A 14,597-nucleotide genomic window follows, 5' to 3' on the forward strand; every position below is an offset into this window, starting at 1 on the left:
GGTGCACCCGCCCATCGACCCCCACGACCACGGCTGGCTCGACCGTCCCGACGGCGCCCGGATCCACTGGGAGGAGTCCGGCAACCCGACCGGCCGCCCGGCGCTGTACCTGCACGGCGGCCCGGGATCCGGTCTCGGCGCCGGGGGCTACCGACAGCGGTTCGACCCCGAGGTGTACCGGATCATCGGGCTCGACCAGCGCGGGTGCGGGCGGAGCACCCCGTGGGCGATCGACGACCTCGGATCGCTCGACCGCAACACGACGGCGGCCCTGATCGAGGACGTCGAGGCGCTGCGGCGACACCTCAGCGTCGAGCGCTGGCTGCTGCACGGTGTCTCGTGGGGCAGCACCCTCGCGCTCGCCTACGCCCTCGAGCACCCCGAGCGCGTCACCGAGGTCGTGCTCGTCGCGGTGACCACCGGTTCCCGTCGCGAGGTCGACTGGATCACCGAGGGGGTCGGGTCGGTGTTCCCGGAGGCCTGGGCGCGGTTCACCGCCGACGTCCCGGCGGGCGTGCGGCCGGTCGAGCACCACGCCCGACTGCTGCGTTCGTCCGACCCCGCCGTCCGGGACGCCGCAACCGACAGCTGGGACACGTGGGAGTCGACCCACGTCTCGCTCGACCCGGCGTGGCGCCCGGGGCAGCTGCACGCCGATCCCCGGGACCGGCGCAACTTCGCCACCCTGGTCACCCACTACTGGGCGAACGACTGCTTCCTCGGTCCGGACGAGGTCCTCCGGCGCGCCGGCGAGCTCGCCGGGATCCCCGGCGTGCTCGTGCACGGGCGGCGTGACGTCAGCGGGCCGGTCATCACGCCATGGCTGCTGCACCGGGCGTGGCCGGGCAGCCGCCTCGAGGTCGTCGAGGACGAGGGACACGGCGGGCCCACCGAGGTCGCGATCGCGCAGCGCGCCATCGACGGGTTCGCTCGCCGGTCAGGCGTGCACGGGGAACGTCGCCGCGACGCGTGACCGCACCTCGGTGAGCACGGCCTGCCGCATCACCGGGGAGAACAGCGAGTGGTCGCCGTCCGGCACCCGCACGAGTTCCACCCTGCCGGTCCGGCCCCGGGTGCCCCACCGCCGGAGGGCACGCGGACCACCGAGGCGCTCGAACAGCTCGACGTCCACGGGCGACGCGATGAGCACGACGTCGGTGCCGTGCTCGACGAGCGGACGGACGTGTCCGACGACCCCGCCGACCCGGTCGCGACGGGCGACCCGGTCGCGCACCCACTCGGGTACGACGGCGTTCCACCAGCGACGGAGCACCAGCCTCAGTGGCGACGGTTCGTCGATCGCGCGGAGGGCATCGGCGTACGCGCCCACCGCGGCCGGCTGGCGGCGGTAGTCGTTCGGGCTGATCTCGAGGACCATGCGCGGTGCGGCGTCCGCAGAGCGCCCCGCGAGCCACGCGCCGGCGCACATGCCCACGAGCACGAGCCGTCGGGAGTCCACGGCGAGGGAATCGACCACCGCCTGCTGGTCGTCGATCCACTCCTGCGCGAACATCGCGGACCGCTCGTCCTCGTGGACCGCGGAGCTCTCACCGGTGCCGCTGCGGTCGACCCGGACCACCCGGGCACCGTCGCGGGCGAGGGTCCGTGCGAGGGCGACCTGGTAGTCGGACGCGCCGACGTGGTGCTCGGCGGCGCCGTTGTGCAGCACGACGACCGGGGCGTCCTCGTGCTGGCCGGAGGCGACGGTCTCGATGGCGAAGAGCCGTTCCGGGCCCATCCGGACCATGCGCTCCGACGTGCGGGCGTCCACGTCGAGGACCTCGTCGAGTGCCGGCGGCAGGACCGGCAGGGCCACCGTCGGCGCCCACGCGTCCGTCCACGCCACGACGGTGTCGACGGCGGAACCCGGGATCCGGGCGACCATGCTCGTGCCGTCGAGGAGCTCGGCGCTCCCGGTGACCTCGGTCGTCGACACGTCGCCGAGCGCTGCGGGGGCGCTGCTGCCCGGGCGCACGAGGGCGATGGTCGGGCCGGTGCGCGCCCGGTAGGTGAGCGCGCCGAGGGCCGCCGCTTCGGTGGGGTCGACGTCCATGCCGACGAGGCTCTCGACGCCGTCGACCACGCGGTCGGCGCCGATCGTGATCGTCGCCAGTGCTCGCTGCTTCCGCAGCCAGGCGCGGCCGGAGGCGGGCGCGTCCCAGAGGACCAGGCCGTCCGTGTCGGAGGCCGCGGCGGCGGCGATCGGCGCGGCGGAGGCCAGGCCGACGTACGCGATCCGCTCGACCCCGGCGTCACGCAGCACCGCTGCGGCGCGACGTGCCGACCGGACCTGCGCGTCGGGATCGCCGTCGGGTGCGGAGTCCCCACGTCCGGACGGGTCGTACCGCACCGAGGCCACGCCACGCGCCTCCAGTCGGTCCGCCAGCAGGCGGAGGGTCCGGTACGCGATGACGCCCTCCTGCCCGAGCGGCGGACAGATCACGACGCCAGCGCGCGCCGCGACGGGGAGCTGCACGGCGACGCGGAGGGCCGGGCGACCCGTCCAGCCGTGGTGGGTGCTCACAGGGCCAGGGCCGCGCGGACCGGAGCCGGCCACGCGTCGGGGTCGGTGCCGTGGGCGGCGAAGAGGGCGATCGTGATGCGCTCCAGGCCGAACGCGACGCAGGCGCTGTGCGCGACCTCGCCGTCGGCGGTGCGGATGCCGAACGACGTGCCGAAGTGGTCCTCGTGCAGGTTCGCCGAGCCGATCGCGGTCGCCGGGTGCTCCGGGCCGTAGACGGGCGTGACGAACTCGAACTTGAGCGCCTGCTCGACCTGGTTCCGGGCGAGCATCTGCCCGACCCGTCCGAAGAACGGGTCGTTCGCGGGGACGACGTCGATCTCGAGGCCGAACGACTCGAGCAGCGCGCGCATGACCGGGATGCGGTCGTCACGGTGGTGCTGGGCCGAGCCGGGCGTGCCGATGTGCACGAACTCGTGCATGTGGAACGCCTGCAGCCGCATCGGGTCGAGCGAGGGCTCGCGCCGGAACGAGTCGCCGACGATGTCGAAGGTGCGGCCGTCCTGCGGGACGCGGTCCCCGACGAGCCCGTAGACCGGGTGGCAGACCGCCGGGGTCAGCATCAGGTCGGCCGGCTCGAGGAAGCCCTCCCACCGCTCCCCGCGCTCGCGGGCGGCGAGCAGGGCACGGTGCGTGCGGTCGTCACCGGTGAAGCCGGAGATCGACGCGGCGAGGTCCGGGAAGGACGCGATGTAGTCGGTGCGCTCGAACGCCGCGAGCGGCTCCACGGGCGGGAAGCGCAGGACCTCGGCGTCGAGGTCCCGCTGGCTGGCCACGGCCGCGGTGTCGACCGCCGTGTACACGCGCTCGAACACGCCCGTGCGGCCGTAGAGCCCCGGCGACCCGAGGTCGATGAGCACGCCGTCGGCGAGCAGCCCTGCACGCAGCGCGGCGCGGGCGGCGTCGAGGTCGGACGCGGGTGCGGACGGCGTCGTGGTCGTCGGTTCGGTGATGGTCACAGGATGGCTCCGGTCATGAGTGCCAGTGCGGCGTCGTTCTGCAGGAGACGGTCGTTGCTCACCATCACGGCGGCACCGTGCGCGTCTCGGAGGTGCCGGGCGATGCTGAGCTCCCCGGTGGCGGCGAACCCGGCGATGCCGACGATCCGCAGCGCCTGGGTGACGAGGTCGGTGACCCGCTCGGAGGAGCCGATCTTCAGCGCGTTCGCGGCCAGCGCGTACGCCGTCGACTCGAGCACCTCGGGGTCGTCGGCCACCTGGTCGAACCGGGCCGCGGCGTGCCGGACGGCGTCGGCCATGGTCTGCAGGTCGACCAGGAGCTCGGCGAGCCGGAGGGCTCCAGGAGGGGTCTGGCCGACGGCGGCACGCGCCTGCTTGCGGACGGCTCGACGGGCACGGTCCGCAGCGTCCGCCGCGATGCCGAGCCACACCGACGCCCAGAGCACGTGCGACACGGGGAGGACGGTGCGGGCGGAGATCGTCGCGTAGTCGTCGCGGAGGACGCGGTCCTCGTGGGTCTCGGTGTCGAGCAGCCAGCCGTTGCTGCACGTGCCGCGGAGCCCGAGCGTATCCCAGGTCGAGGTCTGCGTGAGCGTGGTCTCCGCCGGCAGCGCGATGACGAGCCGCTGGTCGGACGCCGGCGCGTCGAGGTCGCGCCGGGCGGTGACGAGGATCGCGTCGGCCTCGGTCGCGTACGAGATGACCGGGGCGTCCTTGCGGAGCCGGATGCGTCCGGCCTGGTCGGGCTCGATCGCGCAGGTGCTCCGACGGGCGTCGCCGCCGATGCCGCGCTCGGTGGTGGACGACGCGACGAGGGCGCCTCCCCGCACGGCCTCGATCATCGCGGTGACGCCGAGGGCCACGCCGCCGTGCCGCCAGAGCGCCATGGCCTGGCCGTGGTGCATCGCGAACACCATCGCCGTCGCGGCGCACGCACGTCCGAGTTCGGTCGCGATGACGGAGAGCTCGGCGAGGGTCGCCCCTTCACCGCCGTGCTCGACCGGGACCGCCGCGGCGAGGAGACCGTGCTCCTTCATCGCGGCGATCGCTTCGCGCGGGGGACGGGCGTCACGGTCGACCTCGTCGGCGTACCGGGCGGCGATGTCGACCACGAGGGCGGTGCGCTCGGCGAACCGGTCGACGGCGGAGACGGTCGTCCCGGCGCTCGCCGGACGCTCCTCGGTGATCACGCCGCCGTCTCCGCTGCCGTGGCGATGGACTCGATGGTGGCGAAGGTCGACCGGTGCAGCGCGGCGTCGGGGAACTCCACGTCGAGTTCGTTCTCGACCGCGAGCATCACGTTCACGGTCGCGTGCGAGGTCAGCCCGAGGGCGTAGAGGTCGGCGATCGACGCCACGTCCATGGCGTCGACGACGAGCCGTCCGTGGTCGACGAGGGCTCGCCGGACGGCCAGTTCGGTCGTCGGGGCGACGAGTGCGACGGCGGTCGCTGCGGAGGTCGGGTCCTGGTGCATGCTGGCAACGATAAGGAGGACGGCGGCCCGGAAAGCCGCCGTGCGGGTGCGTGAAACCGCACGCGCCGCGCCGGACCTGAGTGCCCTGACAGGGAGCGACCCAGGGGGCTGCGTCAGCGCTCGGAGAGGGCGACGGCGGTGGCGATCGCCAGTCCCCGTTCGTGGGACAACGAGACCGCGATCGACGTGCAGCCGATCGCCTCGGCGAGCTCCGCCGCACGACCGGTCAGCTCGACGACGGGGGCGCCGACGGTGTCGAGCACGACGGCGACGTCGGTCAGCGGGACGGCGTCCGAACGCTCCGGCCGGAGCAGTTTCAGCACGGCCTCCTTGCCGGCGAAGCGGGCTGCGAGGCGCTCCGGGTCGTCCCCGGCGTCGGCGCGCTCCTGCCGGGTGAAGACCCGGGCGAGGTAGCGCTCGCCGTGCGCGGTGATCCCGGCGATCACGTCCTCGACCGCGGCGAGGTCGGTGCCGGTCCGGATCGTGGCCATGGGCCGAGCGTACGCGGGCTCGGGGAGCACTGCATTCCCCGGACGGCATGGGCGTCACCGGGCGTTCGTATGATCGACGGCAGAGACCACCGAGGGGGAACCGATGGCATCACCGTGGACGGGCATCATCGAGGACGCGCGGCACTACCCGTCGCCGCACAACTCGCAACCGATCGTCGTGCGCGTCGAGGACGACCGCACCGCGACCGTGTTCTACGACCTGCGCAGGGGGCTGCCGGCCGAGTCGTTCGGCATCCCGTTCGGCCACGTCTGCGCCGGGGTGTTCCTGGCCGGGCTCGACGTGGTCGCCCGGGCGCACGGGTTCACCGTGCAGGAACGGCTGGACCACGCCGAGATGGACTTCGGGCGGCTGGACGCCGGCGTCGGTTCCGGCGCGGCCGACGACCACCTGCACCGACTGGGCACGGTCGCGTTGCGTCCGCGCGCCGCCACGGCGGACGACCGGGAGGCACTGGCCCGCTTCCTCGCACGGCGCACCTCGCGCAGGCCCTACGACGCGACCCTGGTGGACGAGTCCGCGATCCGGGCTTCGGCCGCCATCGCGTCGGCGGCCGGCCAGCGCTTCCGCACCACCGCCGACCTGGCCACCGTCGACGAGATCGTCCGGGTCAACCAGGAGACCCTGTTCGACGACCTGCAGCACGACGCCGTGCACGACGAGATCCTGCACTGGCTGCGGTTCTCGAAGCGGCAGGCGGCGGAGTCCGGTGACGGGCTGTCGGCGGAGACGATGCTCATGCCCGGACCGGTGCTGCGGTTCGCGATGGAGCACCGCGGGCTCTGGGAGGCACCCGGCGTCGGCGGGGTCTTCAAGCGCGTGTACCTGTCGACGATGCGCGGCGTCCGGCAGCTCGGGTGGCTCGAGGGACCGTTCTCGTCGCCGGCGGACTACGTCGAGGCCGGACGCACCTTCATGCGGATCTGGCTCGACCTCACGGCACGGGGTGTCGCCCTGCACCCGTTCGGCACCGTGATCACGAACCCCCGGTCGCACGCCGCGTTCGTCGAGCGCGCCGGCGTCGACGAGTCCGACGGTCGGATGGCGTGGATGCTCTTCCGCTTCGGCCACAGCGCCCCGCCACCGCTGGCGCACCGCCGACCCGCGGCGGCGATGACGATCGGGGGTGCCCGGTGAAGCGCGCGGCGGTGTTCTCGGTGGTCTGGGTCGTCGAGACGGTCGTGGCGCTGTTCATGCCGCGCGTCGGCACCCACAAGCTCCTGCTCACGCCGGGCATCGAGCCGCTCCGCTGGACCCTCGGACGCTGGCGTGCGTGGCGGACGGCCGAGCGGGCTGCGAAGCGGGTGCCCGCCTACGGGGCGTTCCTGGCGGAGGCGGGGCGTGCCTCCCGTCTGGACACACGCGGCGGGATCGCCGCAGCGATCTCGGGGCTGCCCGAGATGGACAAGGAGTCGTACGTCAAGCGGTGGAGCATCCCGGAGCGCTGCGTCGACGGTCGGCTGCCCCGGCGCGGTGTCGTCGTCGACGAGTCGAGCGGGTCGAGCGGCACGCCGACGAGCTGGGTGCGCGGCCCCGACGAACGGCAGGCGACCCGGCAGCTGCTGCAGCTCGGGTTCTCGCGGACCGCGAAGGACCTGCCGAAGCAGCCGTTCGTGCTCAACGCGTTCTCGCTCGGCGCCTGGGCCACGGGCATGAACGTGACGGCGTCGCTCACCGAGTCGTCGATGATCAAGTCGATCGGGCCGGACCGCGACAAGATCGTGCAGACGATGCGCGAGTTCGGCACCGACTTCACGTACATCATCTGCAGCTACCCGCCGTTCCTGAAGGCACTGTTCGAGGACGACCGGCTCGACTGGAGCGAGTACACGATCGTCGCGGCGTTCGGCGGCGAGGGCATCAGCGAGAACATGCGCGCGCACATCGAGCAGTACGCGCAGGCCGTGCTCGGGTCGTACGGGGCGAGCGACCTCGAGATCAACCTCGGCATCGAGACGCCGTTCAGCGTGCAGCTGCGTCGGGCGATCGCGGCGTCGCCGGAGCTCTCCGCCGCGCTGACGAAGCAGGCCGAGTACGGCGTGCTGCCGATGGTGTTCCAGTTCAACCCGTTCGGGTACCTCATCGAGACGAACGAGCTCGGGGAGCTCGTCGTGACGATCACCCGGTCCGAGAACATCAGCCCCCGCATCCGGTACAACATCCACGACCGCGGGCACGTTGTGCGGATGCGCTCGCTGCGTCGGACCCTGCGCGAGCACGGGTTCGACGAACTCGCCGACGCCGCCGAGCTCGACCTGCCGCTGCTGTTCCACTACGGGCGGTCCGACCTGTCCGTCGACTACAACGGGGCGGTCGTCGCGCCGGACGTCGTGCGCGACGTGGTCTACGGCGACCCGGCGCTGCTCGAGGCCGTCGAGAACCACCGGCTGATCAGCTACGAGGACGACCGAGGTGACCGGCAGCTGCACATCGCGTTCCAGCTCGCGTCCGGCGCATCGGGGTTCGACGCCGACGGTGCTCGAGGCGCGGTGGTCGCCGAGCTGCGGCGGTTGAACAAAGACTTCTCGAACGCGATCCGGACGGCGCCGCCGGGCACGCTGCCGACCGTGGCGTTCTACCCGTACCGCACCGGACCCTTCCGCGAGGACGGCCGCAAGCTCAAGAACGAGTACGTGTGGCAGCTGCCGGCCGGTTCGGTGGACGAGTGGGACCTCGACCTGGCGTGGACCGCCCCGACGGAGGCCTGACCCGGGTCAGCGGTACTGCGGCGGCCAGTCGAAGGGCGGCGGCAGGTGCGGGACCTCGCCGATCGTCGTGACGTCGAGCACGACCTCGCGGCGGTTCGTCAGCGCGATGGAGCGCGGGTCGCCGATGAACCTGCGGCCGTCGACCCACACCGTCAGCTCCCCTCGGAGCCCACCGACGTGCGCGGGGCCGAGCGAGACGCCCCACTCGTCGAAGAACTGCCCGAGCGTGAAGGTCTGCCGGGTGGGGGACTCGACGTGCAGGATGCCCGAGGTGTCGTGCGTGTGCAGCTGCGCGGCGAACCGTCGGGTGTCCGAGTGTCCGACGTTCGCCGGCACCGTCACGGGGACGTCGCCGTCGAGGATCGTCAGGTGGGTGTGGACGTGCTCGGCGAGTCGCTCGCCCCAGACGTTGCGCAGTCCGGCGTCGGCCGCGTGCTCGGCGAGGGCCGTCGGCGCGGGCCACGGGGGAGCGGACCGCGCAGTGCTGTCCGCCGGTGCCGTCCCGCCCGCGATGAGCGCCAGGACCGTGAGGGCCGCGAGCGCTGCGCCGACGGCCGCCGGCTTCACCACCGGTCGTGCACGGCGGCGCGGAACCACTCGTCGTACAGCTCGCGGACGGTCTCGTCGAGGCCCGGGACCTCGGGCAGCGAGCCCGCGCCGGCGTTCGACCGGGCCTGCTCCGGGTTGCGTGCGCCGGGGATCGCCGCGGTCACGCCGTCCTGGGCGATGATCCACGCGAGCGCCGCCTGCGGGACCGAGACACCATCGGGCAGCGATGCCGCGAAGGCCTGGGCAGCGCGCACCCCGTCCTCGAAGTCGACGCCGCTGAAGGTCTCGCCCTGGTCGAACGCCTCGCCGTGGCGGTTGTAGTTGCGGTGGTCGCCCTCAGCGAAGGACGTGTCCGCCGTGTACTTGCCGGACAGCAACCCCGATGCCAGCGGGACGCGCGCGAGGATGCCGACCCGCGCCTCCTGGGCCGCCGGCAGCACGCGGTCGAGCGGCTTGAGACGGAACGCGTTGAGGATGATCTGGACGGTGGCGACGCCGGGGCGGGCGATCGCGGTGAGCGCCTGGTCGGCGGTCTCGACGCTGACGCCGTAGGCAGCGACCGAGCCGTCGGCGACGAGCGCGTCGAGGGCGTCGTACACGGCGTCGTCGGCGACGACCTCGGTCGGCGGGCAGTGCAGCTGGACGAGGTCGAGGGTGTCCTGCCGCAGGTTCCGGCGCGAGCGGTCGACCCACTCGCGGAAGTTCGCGGCGACGTAGTTGGACGGGACCTGGTCGGCGCGACGGCCCATCTTCGTCGTGACAGTGAGCGGGACGTCGGGGTTGGCCGCCCGCCACGCGCCGATCAGTTGTTCGCTCCGGCCGTCGCCGTACACGTCGGCGGTGTCGAACAGCGTGACACCGGACTCGACGGATGCGTCCATGACGGCGTTCGCGTCGGCGTCGGAGACCGGGCCCCAGTCACCGCCGAACTGCCAGGTGCCGAGGCCGACGACGGACACGGGGCGGCCGGTACGGCCGAGGGTGCGACTCTGCATGACGGCGAGCGTACCCAGGACGGTGCCGGGCGGGATCAGGTGGGGGTGGCGACGCCGCGGCCGAGCAGTCGTTTGGCGGCCCGGGCGCGGGGGATCACCCAGAGTGCGCTCCACAGGCCGAGGCCGATCCAGAGCAGGATCAGCATCGTCGTGATGACCGGCCCGTGCTGGTCCCGCATCGACCACGTCATCAGGATCCAGATCGTCGAGAGCACGATCTTGCCCCAGCCGGCGACCTCTCGCTCGGCCTGGGCCTGCACGAGGGGGATCCACTCGGCGGCCGGCACGGTCGGGGGCACCTCGCCGTCGAGCACCCAGTTGCGGACGACGACGCTCCGGTCGTACCCGCCCTCGGCGCGCCAGGAGCGGAGCTGCAGGACGACGGCGATCGCGATGCCCACCGCTGCCGCCGGGACGCCGAGGCCGACGAGGAGCGCCGGGGTCGGTTCCGTCCACGACGACGCCACGAGGACGACGAGCACGACGGCGAAGGCGGCACCGGTCCCACCGGCACCGAGCAGCCGCAGGCGGCCGGCCTCGTCGAGGACTCCGACTCCGTTCACGCAGATGACGCTACCCGGCGAGGACCGGGATCTCCCGGGGCGGCCGCTGTGCATCCGGCCGGTGGCGTCGGCGGGGCGCTGGCGGCGTCGAACCACGGATCCGACATCGAACCGGGACCCGGCGGTTGTTCGGTGTCGGATTCGTGGTTCGACGGGGGAGCGCGGTGCCCGGGGACGCGGGTCGCGCGGGATGCGGCGCGAGCCTCAGCCCTGTGCGAGCAACCAGCACATGCCGGCCGCGGCGAACGCCATCGCCCAGCTCACCAGGCTTCCGATGAGGAAGTACTCGGCCTGGTACCCGGTCGTCTCGCGGCGGATCTCCGGGAAGCGGACGATGCCCTTGGCCGCGATCAGTGCCGCGACCACGGGGAAGGCCCCGACCAGCGAGAACCCGGCGAGCAGCAGGCGCTCGATCGGGCCGATCATGCGGCCGCCCTGCAGCAGGACCGTGCCCTCGCTGCCGTCGCCGTCCGCAGCGGTACGGGCGTCGCCACGGGGTCGTCGGGCGAACAGCCGCCACGCCGGCCCGCCCTCGACTGACTGGCTGACGGTGTCGGGGGAGAGCCCCGGCGGGAGGGCCTGGGCGACGACGACGTTGGCCGAGTCGACCAGGAACAGCGCCGCTCCGACGCCGCCGACGATCGCGGCGAGCGGGACGGCGGCGACGAACGCCGGCGCGGAACCGCGCTGCCACTCGACGACGAACCCCGAGGGATCGACGGACGGGACCGTCAGCAGCAGCACGGCGAGCGCGACCGCGAGCAGGACCGACGGCCACGAGCCCGAACGGCGCCACCAGACCCGTGGCGGCGTGGTCGACGGCCGGGCGTCGGTCGGCCGCACCGGCGTCGTCGTGGCGATCCACAGGGCGGCGAGCATGATCGCGGTGGCCACCGCCCCGACGGGGAGGCCGAGGCCCGGCACGGCGACGACGGCCATCCCGATCCACAGCAGCAGGACCACGATCACGGTCAGGACGCGGCGTGGTGCGGCGTCGGTGCCGGTCCGGGTGCGCACGACGTCGGCCGTCCCGATCAGGGCGAGGAGGACCCCGGCGAGCATCAGCGGCCCCCGTCCCCGAGGACCCGCAGGCCCTCGACCAGTGCGGCGACGCCCGACTTCTGCACGGACTGGGACACCGCCGACGGGGTGATGCCCTCGTCAGCAGCGATCTGCGCCTGGGTCCGGCCCTGGACCAGCCCGAGGGCGATCCGCCGTGCACGCGGGGTCAGGCGCGCGACGATGTGGTCGCGGCTCAGGAAGTAGGCGTTCACCAGTCGCTCCGTCGGTCCGTGGCGGTCCTCGGCGTCGTGGTACCAGGCCCGGAGGAACGCGGTCCGGCCGTCCTCGCGCCGGTGTGTCTCGTTGATGGCGTCGCGTGCGGACCACCACCCGGGGCCGTCCTGCAGGGGACCGACCGCACCCGTGCCGATCGTCTGCACCGTGCCGCGCCCGATCCCGAACCGGATCTGCACGGTCGGCGGCAGTGCGAGGATCGCGGTCGTGGTCGCGACGAGTGCGTCGGTCAGCGTGGCGTAGATCACCTGGAACTCGTCGCCGACGGTGGCGCGCAGCGGATCGACCGCCTCGACCGCTGGGGTACCGTCGAAGGCGCGCTCGACGTCGCGCTGGGCCGCTGCGCGGTCGTCGAGGGTGCGGGAGTCGACGAGGTCGACGATCACCGCGATCACGGGGTCGGAGTGCACGTGTTAAGGATACGACTTCACATCGCCGAAAGTAAGCCTGTGGCTGAACATCGGGCGGGGTGTCCGACGCCGTAGACTCGACGTGAGGGCCTTTAGCTCAGCTGGTAGAGCGCCACGTTTACACCGTGGATGTCGTCGGTTCGATCCCGGCAGGGCCCACCGTTCCCGACGTGGTGCGCGTCGCACGCGGACCCGCGATCTTCGCCGTCTGCTCGGCGACGAGTCCGCGCATCCGAGTGGCCTGGTCGTCGTCGAGGTCGTTCCAGGCGGTGTCGATCCGGTCGGCGACGTCGTCGTACACCCGTTGCACCTCGACGCGGGCGCGGTCGACGTCCAGGCCGGACTGATCGGCGAGCTTCGACCAGTGGTCGAGTGTCAGCTCCTGCGTGTACTGCGCGCCACCGATGCGCATCGCGAGCTGCTCGTCGTACCCGGGCCAGAGGCGCGTGGGCAGGGCGTCGTAGAGCGGCGCGAGTTCCACCCCCGCCGGTCGGAGCAGGACCGAGTAGTTCTTCGCGTGCGCGTCAGCGTTGCCGATCGCGGCGTTGAACGCGGCCTGCCGAGGAAGTCGTGCGCGGCCGTGCCCGACGCATCGTGCTGCAGCAGGAGCTGGAGGATCGGCTTCGCTCCGATGCGGTACTTGTCGGCACCGGACCTGGCGAGTGCCTGTGCGAGGTCCTCCATGTGGAGTCGCGCGGCGAAGCCGGACGGTTGCAGTGCCCGGTCGAAGCGCTCAACGAGGTACGCCTGCTCGCCGACCACGTCGAGCACGTCGGCTCGCGGGGCGACGATGCCGATGTCCGCTGCCAGGCGCTCGGCCGCGACCTCTGCCTGCTCGGCTCCCCGGTTGGCGGAGAACGCCGGCTTGATGATGTGCGTCGACGGGACCGACGCGTTCGGCCAGAACCAGGTACCGGCGACGTTCGCGAGCGCGAACTTCGGCTGCGTACCGGCGAGAGAGAACCGGGCCGGGTCGCTCCGCTCCCACCAGCGATCCGGATCGTCGTGCAGGCTGCTGATCCGGAACGCGATCGCGTCGTCGTCGGCCAGCAGCAGCGCGGTGGCCGTCGGCTGCGGCAACTCCGGTGCGGGGAGGAGCACCAGCCCGCCGGCGACGTCGCCGCCGACCTCTTCGAGGAGGTCGAACGTGCTCGTCGAGCGGGCTCCAGTGACGCGGCGCATCCAGTCGCGGGCTTCGGGCCGATCGGGCAGGAGGTTGTCGAGGAACCGGCCCGGTGCCCGGTCGGAGATCCTGCCGTCCCGGGGCAGGGACAGCGACACGGGTGTGTCCGGGGCGGCATCGTCGTAGCGGAGCGTGATCCGGCCGCTCCCGTCGACGGCGAACTCGCCGACGTACTGCCCTTCGAGCCAGGCGTGGAGCACCCGGTTCACGCGGAGTCCCGGACGGCTCCGGTGGGCAACGCCAGGGGGCGCACGTCGAGCGCGTTCACGACCCGGAGGACGGTGAGCATGGTGTCGACCGGTCGTCCGGCCTCGACGGCGGCGACGTCACCGGGTGTCGTGCCGGCACGGTCGGCCAGTTGTGCGCGGCTGAGGCCGTGGATCGCCCGTTCGTCGGCGACGACCCGCGCCAGGCGCTCGGGCGAGTTGAGGTACCGCCGCTGTGGTCGAGCGAGACGCTCGGCGACGACGTCGTCCTGGTGTTCCAGTGCCGCCCGGACCAGGAGTTCTCCGAGCGTGAAGCCCGTCGGGAGGTCCGCTCCGCGGAACCACGCACGGATGAGCGCTGCCGGTCGGTCGGAGGCGCGGAGTCGGCCGAGGTACGCGGCTATGCGTCGGCGGTCGGACCCGGTCACCTCACGGACGGTCTGGTCGCTCAGTGCACGGAGGAACAGGCGCCGCGTGCGCTCGCTCATCGGTCGGGTGCTGACGGCCGGCGTCGTGGCGACGCCCTCGTCGAGGACCCACGCGCGTCCGACCCGTCGAGCCGGGAGGCGGCCCTGCTGCGCGAGCGCGCGAGCGCGGCGCGGCGAGATGCCGTGCTGCGCCGCGTACTCGGAGATGGTGGTCACGGGTGCGAATCTACGCCGTGCGGAACAGGAAGTGCAATCGATGACGCTCGTCGATCGAAGCGGGTCCTTACGTGACCGCAAGCCCGGTGCGAGTCCGCTCGTGCCGCTCGTTCAGTCGAGGAGGCTCCACCAGTACCGGATCTTCCGGACGAGCCACACTATTGATGTGATCAACCCCGTGAGGATGAGTCCGGCCCATCCGATGGCAACAGCGCCGCCGATCGCGTTCACCACGACGTCCGGGGCATTGACCAGTCCTGCGATGATCAAGAGCACGAACAGGGTCGCGGTGATCACCGAGAACACGTTGAACAACGCCCACAGATCGATCCGCCGCACGTAGCGACGCGTCACTCGCTCGACCAGTCGAGCGCGCATGATGCGCATCATCGCCACGTGCTGCGGAAGCGCGTCACTGCCACGGATGACGCGGTCGATCCGCTCCAACTGGGTCAAGCGTGAACGCTCCTGGAACCCGAACAGAGTGGGCATCGCGGCGAGGAAGGCGACGAGCACACTGAGCAGTGTGATGACGTTCCCGGCGCTCTTCCCAGTGAGCCAAGCCAGCAGATCCATTGC

Annotated in this window: 16 protein-coding genes, 1 tRNA gene and 1 pseudogene; 4 read left to right on the forward strand and 14 right to left on the reverse strand. The window is 72.6% G+C overall.

The window, feature by feature from the left end:
• Window position 1 precedes the first annotated feature (1 nt).
• Window positions 2–973, forward strand: a complete 972-nt coding sequence (gene pip, locus BJK06_RS16045) for a prolyl aminopeptidase (RefSeq protein ID WP_070418723.1) — start codon at window positions 2–4, stop codon at window positions 971–973.
• Here the strand turns inward: pip and BJK06_RS16050 are convergent.
• The 5 genes from BJK06_RS16050 to BJK06_RS16070 all read right to left on the reverse strand — a co-directional run bounded on the left by BJK06_RS16050 (window position 938) and on the right by BJK06_RS16070 (window position 5,445).
• Window positions 938–2,524: an alpha/beta fold hydrolase gene (locus BJK06_RS16050; RefSeq protein ID WP_156794892.1), complete on the reverse strand. Its 1,587-nt coding sequence runs from the start codon at window positions 2,522–2,524 to the stop codon at window positions 938–940. The two genes, pip and BJK06_RS16050, sit on opposite strands and share 36 nt — an antisense overlap.
• Window positions 2,521–3,480 carry an amino acid--[acyl-carrier-protein] ligase gene (locus BJK06_RS16055; protein WP_219810644.1) on the reverse strand — a complete coding sequence of 320 codons (960 nt, stop codon included), beginning with the start codon at window positions 3,478–3,480 and terminating at the stop codon, window positions 2,521–2,523. Before BJK06_RS16055 ends, BJK06_RS16050 begins: the two co-directional genes overlap by 4 nt.
• Complete coding sequence (locus BJK06_RS16060) at window positions 3,477–4,670, reverse strand: acyl-CoA dehydrogenase family protein (RefSeq protein WP_156794893.1); 1,194 nt, start codon at window positions 4,668–4,670, stop codon at window positions 3,477–3,479. The genes BJK06_RS16055 and BJK06_RS16060 overlap by 4 nt, the downstream gene beginning before the upstream one ends.
• Window positions 4,667–4,954: an acyl carrier protein gene (locus tag BJK06_RS16065; protein WP_070418725.1), complete on the reverse strand. Its 288-nt coding sequence runs from the start codon at window positions 4,952–4,954 to the stop codon at window positions 4,667–4,669. Before BJK06_RS16065 ends, BJK06_RS16060 begins: the two co-directional genes overlap by 4 nt.
• 113 nt (window positions 4,955–5,067) lie before the next feature.
• On the reverse strand, window positions 5,068–5,445 hold the full coding sequence (locus tag BJK06_RS16070; RefSeq protein WP_070418726.1) for a holo-ACP synthase: 378 nt from the start codon (window positions 5,443–5,445) through the stop codon (window positions 5,068–5,070).
• Between the two features lie 103 nt (window positions 5,446–5,548).
• Between BJK06_RS16070 and BJK06_RS16075 the strand changes: the two genes are divergently transcribed.
• Both BJK06_RS16075 and BJK06_RS16080 read left to right on the forward strand, forming a co-directional pair.
• Window positions 5,549–6,601, forward strand: coding sequence for a hypothetical protein (locus tag BJK06_RS16075; protein ID WP_070418727.1), 1,053 nt, complete (start codon window positions 5,549–5,551; stop codon window positions 6,599–6,601).
• On the forward strand, window positions 6,598–8,172 hold the full coding sequence (locus BJK06_RS16080) for a phenylacetate--CoA ligase family protein (RefSeq protein ID WP_258027653.1): 1,575 nt from the start codon (window positions 6,598–6,600) through the stop codon (window positions 8,170–8,172). Before BJK06_RS16075 ends, BJK06_RS16080 begins: the two co-directional genes overlap by 4 nt.
• A gap of 6 nt (window positions 8,173–8,178) precedes the next feature.
• Here BJK06_RS16080 and BJK06_RS16085 read toward each other — a convergent pair whose 3' ends face one another.
• The 5 genes from BJK06_RS16085 to BJK06_RS16105 form a co-directional block, all read right to left on the reverse strand.
• Window positions 8,179–8,739, reverse strand: a complete 561-nt coding sequence (locus BJK06_RS16085) for a hypothetical protein (RefSeq protein WP_156794894.1) — start codon at window positions 8,737–8,739, stop codon at window positions 8,179–8,181.
• Window positions 8,736–9,716, reverse strand: a complete 981-nt coding sequence (locus BJK06_RS16090; RefSeq protein WP_070418729.1) for an aldo/keto reductase — start codon at window positions 9,714–9,716, stop codon at window positions 8,736–8,738. The genes BJK06_RS16085 and BJK06_RS16090 overlap by 4 nt, the downstream gene beginning before the upstream one ends.
• A 35-nt stretch (window positions 9,717–9,751) precedes the next feature.
• Window positions 9,752–10,279: a hypothetical protein gene (locus BJK06_RS16095; protein ID WP_070418730.1), complete on the reverse strand. Its 528-nt coding sequence runs from the start codon at window positions 10,277–10,279 to the stop codon at window positions 9,752–9,754.
• Window positions 10,280–10,483: 204 nt separating this feature from the next.
• On the reverse strand, window positions 10,484–11,341 hold the full coding sequence (locus BJK06_RS16100) for a hypothetical protein (RefSeq protein ID WP_070418731.1): 858 nt from the start codon (window positions 11,339–11,341) through the stop codon (window positions 10,484–10,486).
• A complete protein-coding gene (locus BJK06_RS16105) occupies window positions 11,341–11,985 on the reverse strand; it encodes a SatD family protein (protein ID WP_070418732.1) in 645 nt (214 codons plus the stop codon). Before BJK06_RS16105 ends, BJK06_RS16100 begins: the two co-directional genes overlap by 1 nt.
• A gap of 86 nt (window positions 11,986–12,071) precedes the next feature.
• Here BJK06_RS16105 and BJK06_RS16110 point away from each other — a divergent pair.
• A tRNA-Val gene (locus BJK06_RS16110) sits at window positions 12,072–12,144 on the forward strand.
• Here BJK06_RS16110 and BJK06_RS19190 read toward each other — a convergent pair.
• The 4 genes and pseudogenes from BJK06_RS19190 to BJK06_RS16125 form a co-directional block, all read right to left on the reverse strand.
• Window positions 12,104–12,523, reverse strand: coding sequence for a HipA domain-containing protein (locus tag BJK06_RS19190; RefSeq protein ID WP_083295465.1), 420 nt, complete (start codon window positions 12,521–12,523; stop codon window positions 12,104–12,106). The two genes, BJK06_RS16110 and BJK06_RS19190, sit on opposite strands and share 41 nt — an antisense overlap.
• Window positions 12,524–12,630: 107 nt before the next feature.
• A pseudogene (locus tag BJK06_RS16115) lies at window positions 12,631–13,377 on the reverse strand (HipA domain-containing protein); the annotation flags it as partial.
• On the reverse strand, window positions 13,374–14,018 hold the full coding sequence (locus BJK06_RS16120) for a helix-turn-helix transcriptional regulator (protein WP_070418734.1): 645 nt from the start codon (window positions 14,016–14,018) through the stop codon (window positions 13,374–13,376). The pseudogene BJK06_RS16115 and the gene BJK06_RS16120, both read right to left, overlap by 4 nt.
• Window positions 14,019–14,129: 111 nt before the next feature.
• Window positions 14,130–14,594 (reverse strand): hypothetical protein, encoded by a 465-nt coding sequence (locus BJK06_RS16125; protein WP_070418735.1) that lies wholly within the window; start codon window positions 14,592–14,594, stop codon window positions 14,130–14,132.
• Between the last annotated feature and the right edge of the window lie 3 nt (window positions 14,595–14,597).

The organism is Curtobacterium sp. BH-2-1-1, assembly GCF_001806325.1.
Lineage (GTDB): Bacteria > Actinomycetota > Actinomycetes > Actinomycetales > Microbacteriaceae > Curtobacterium.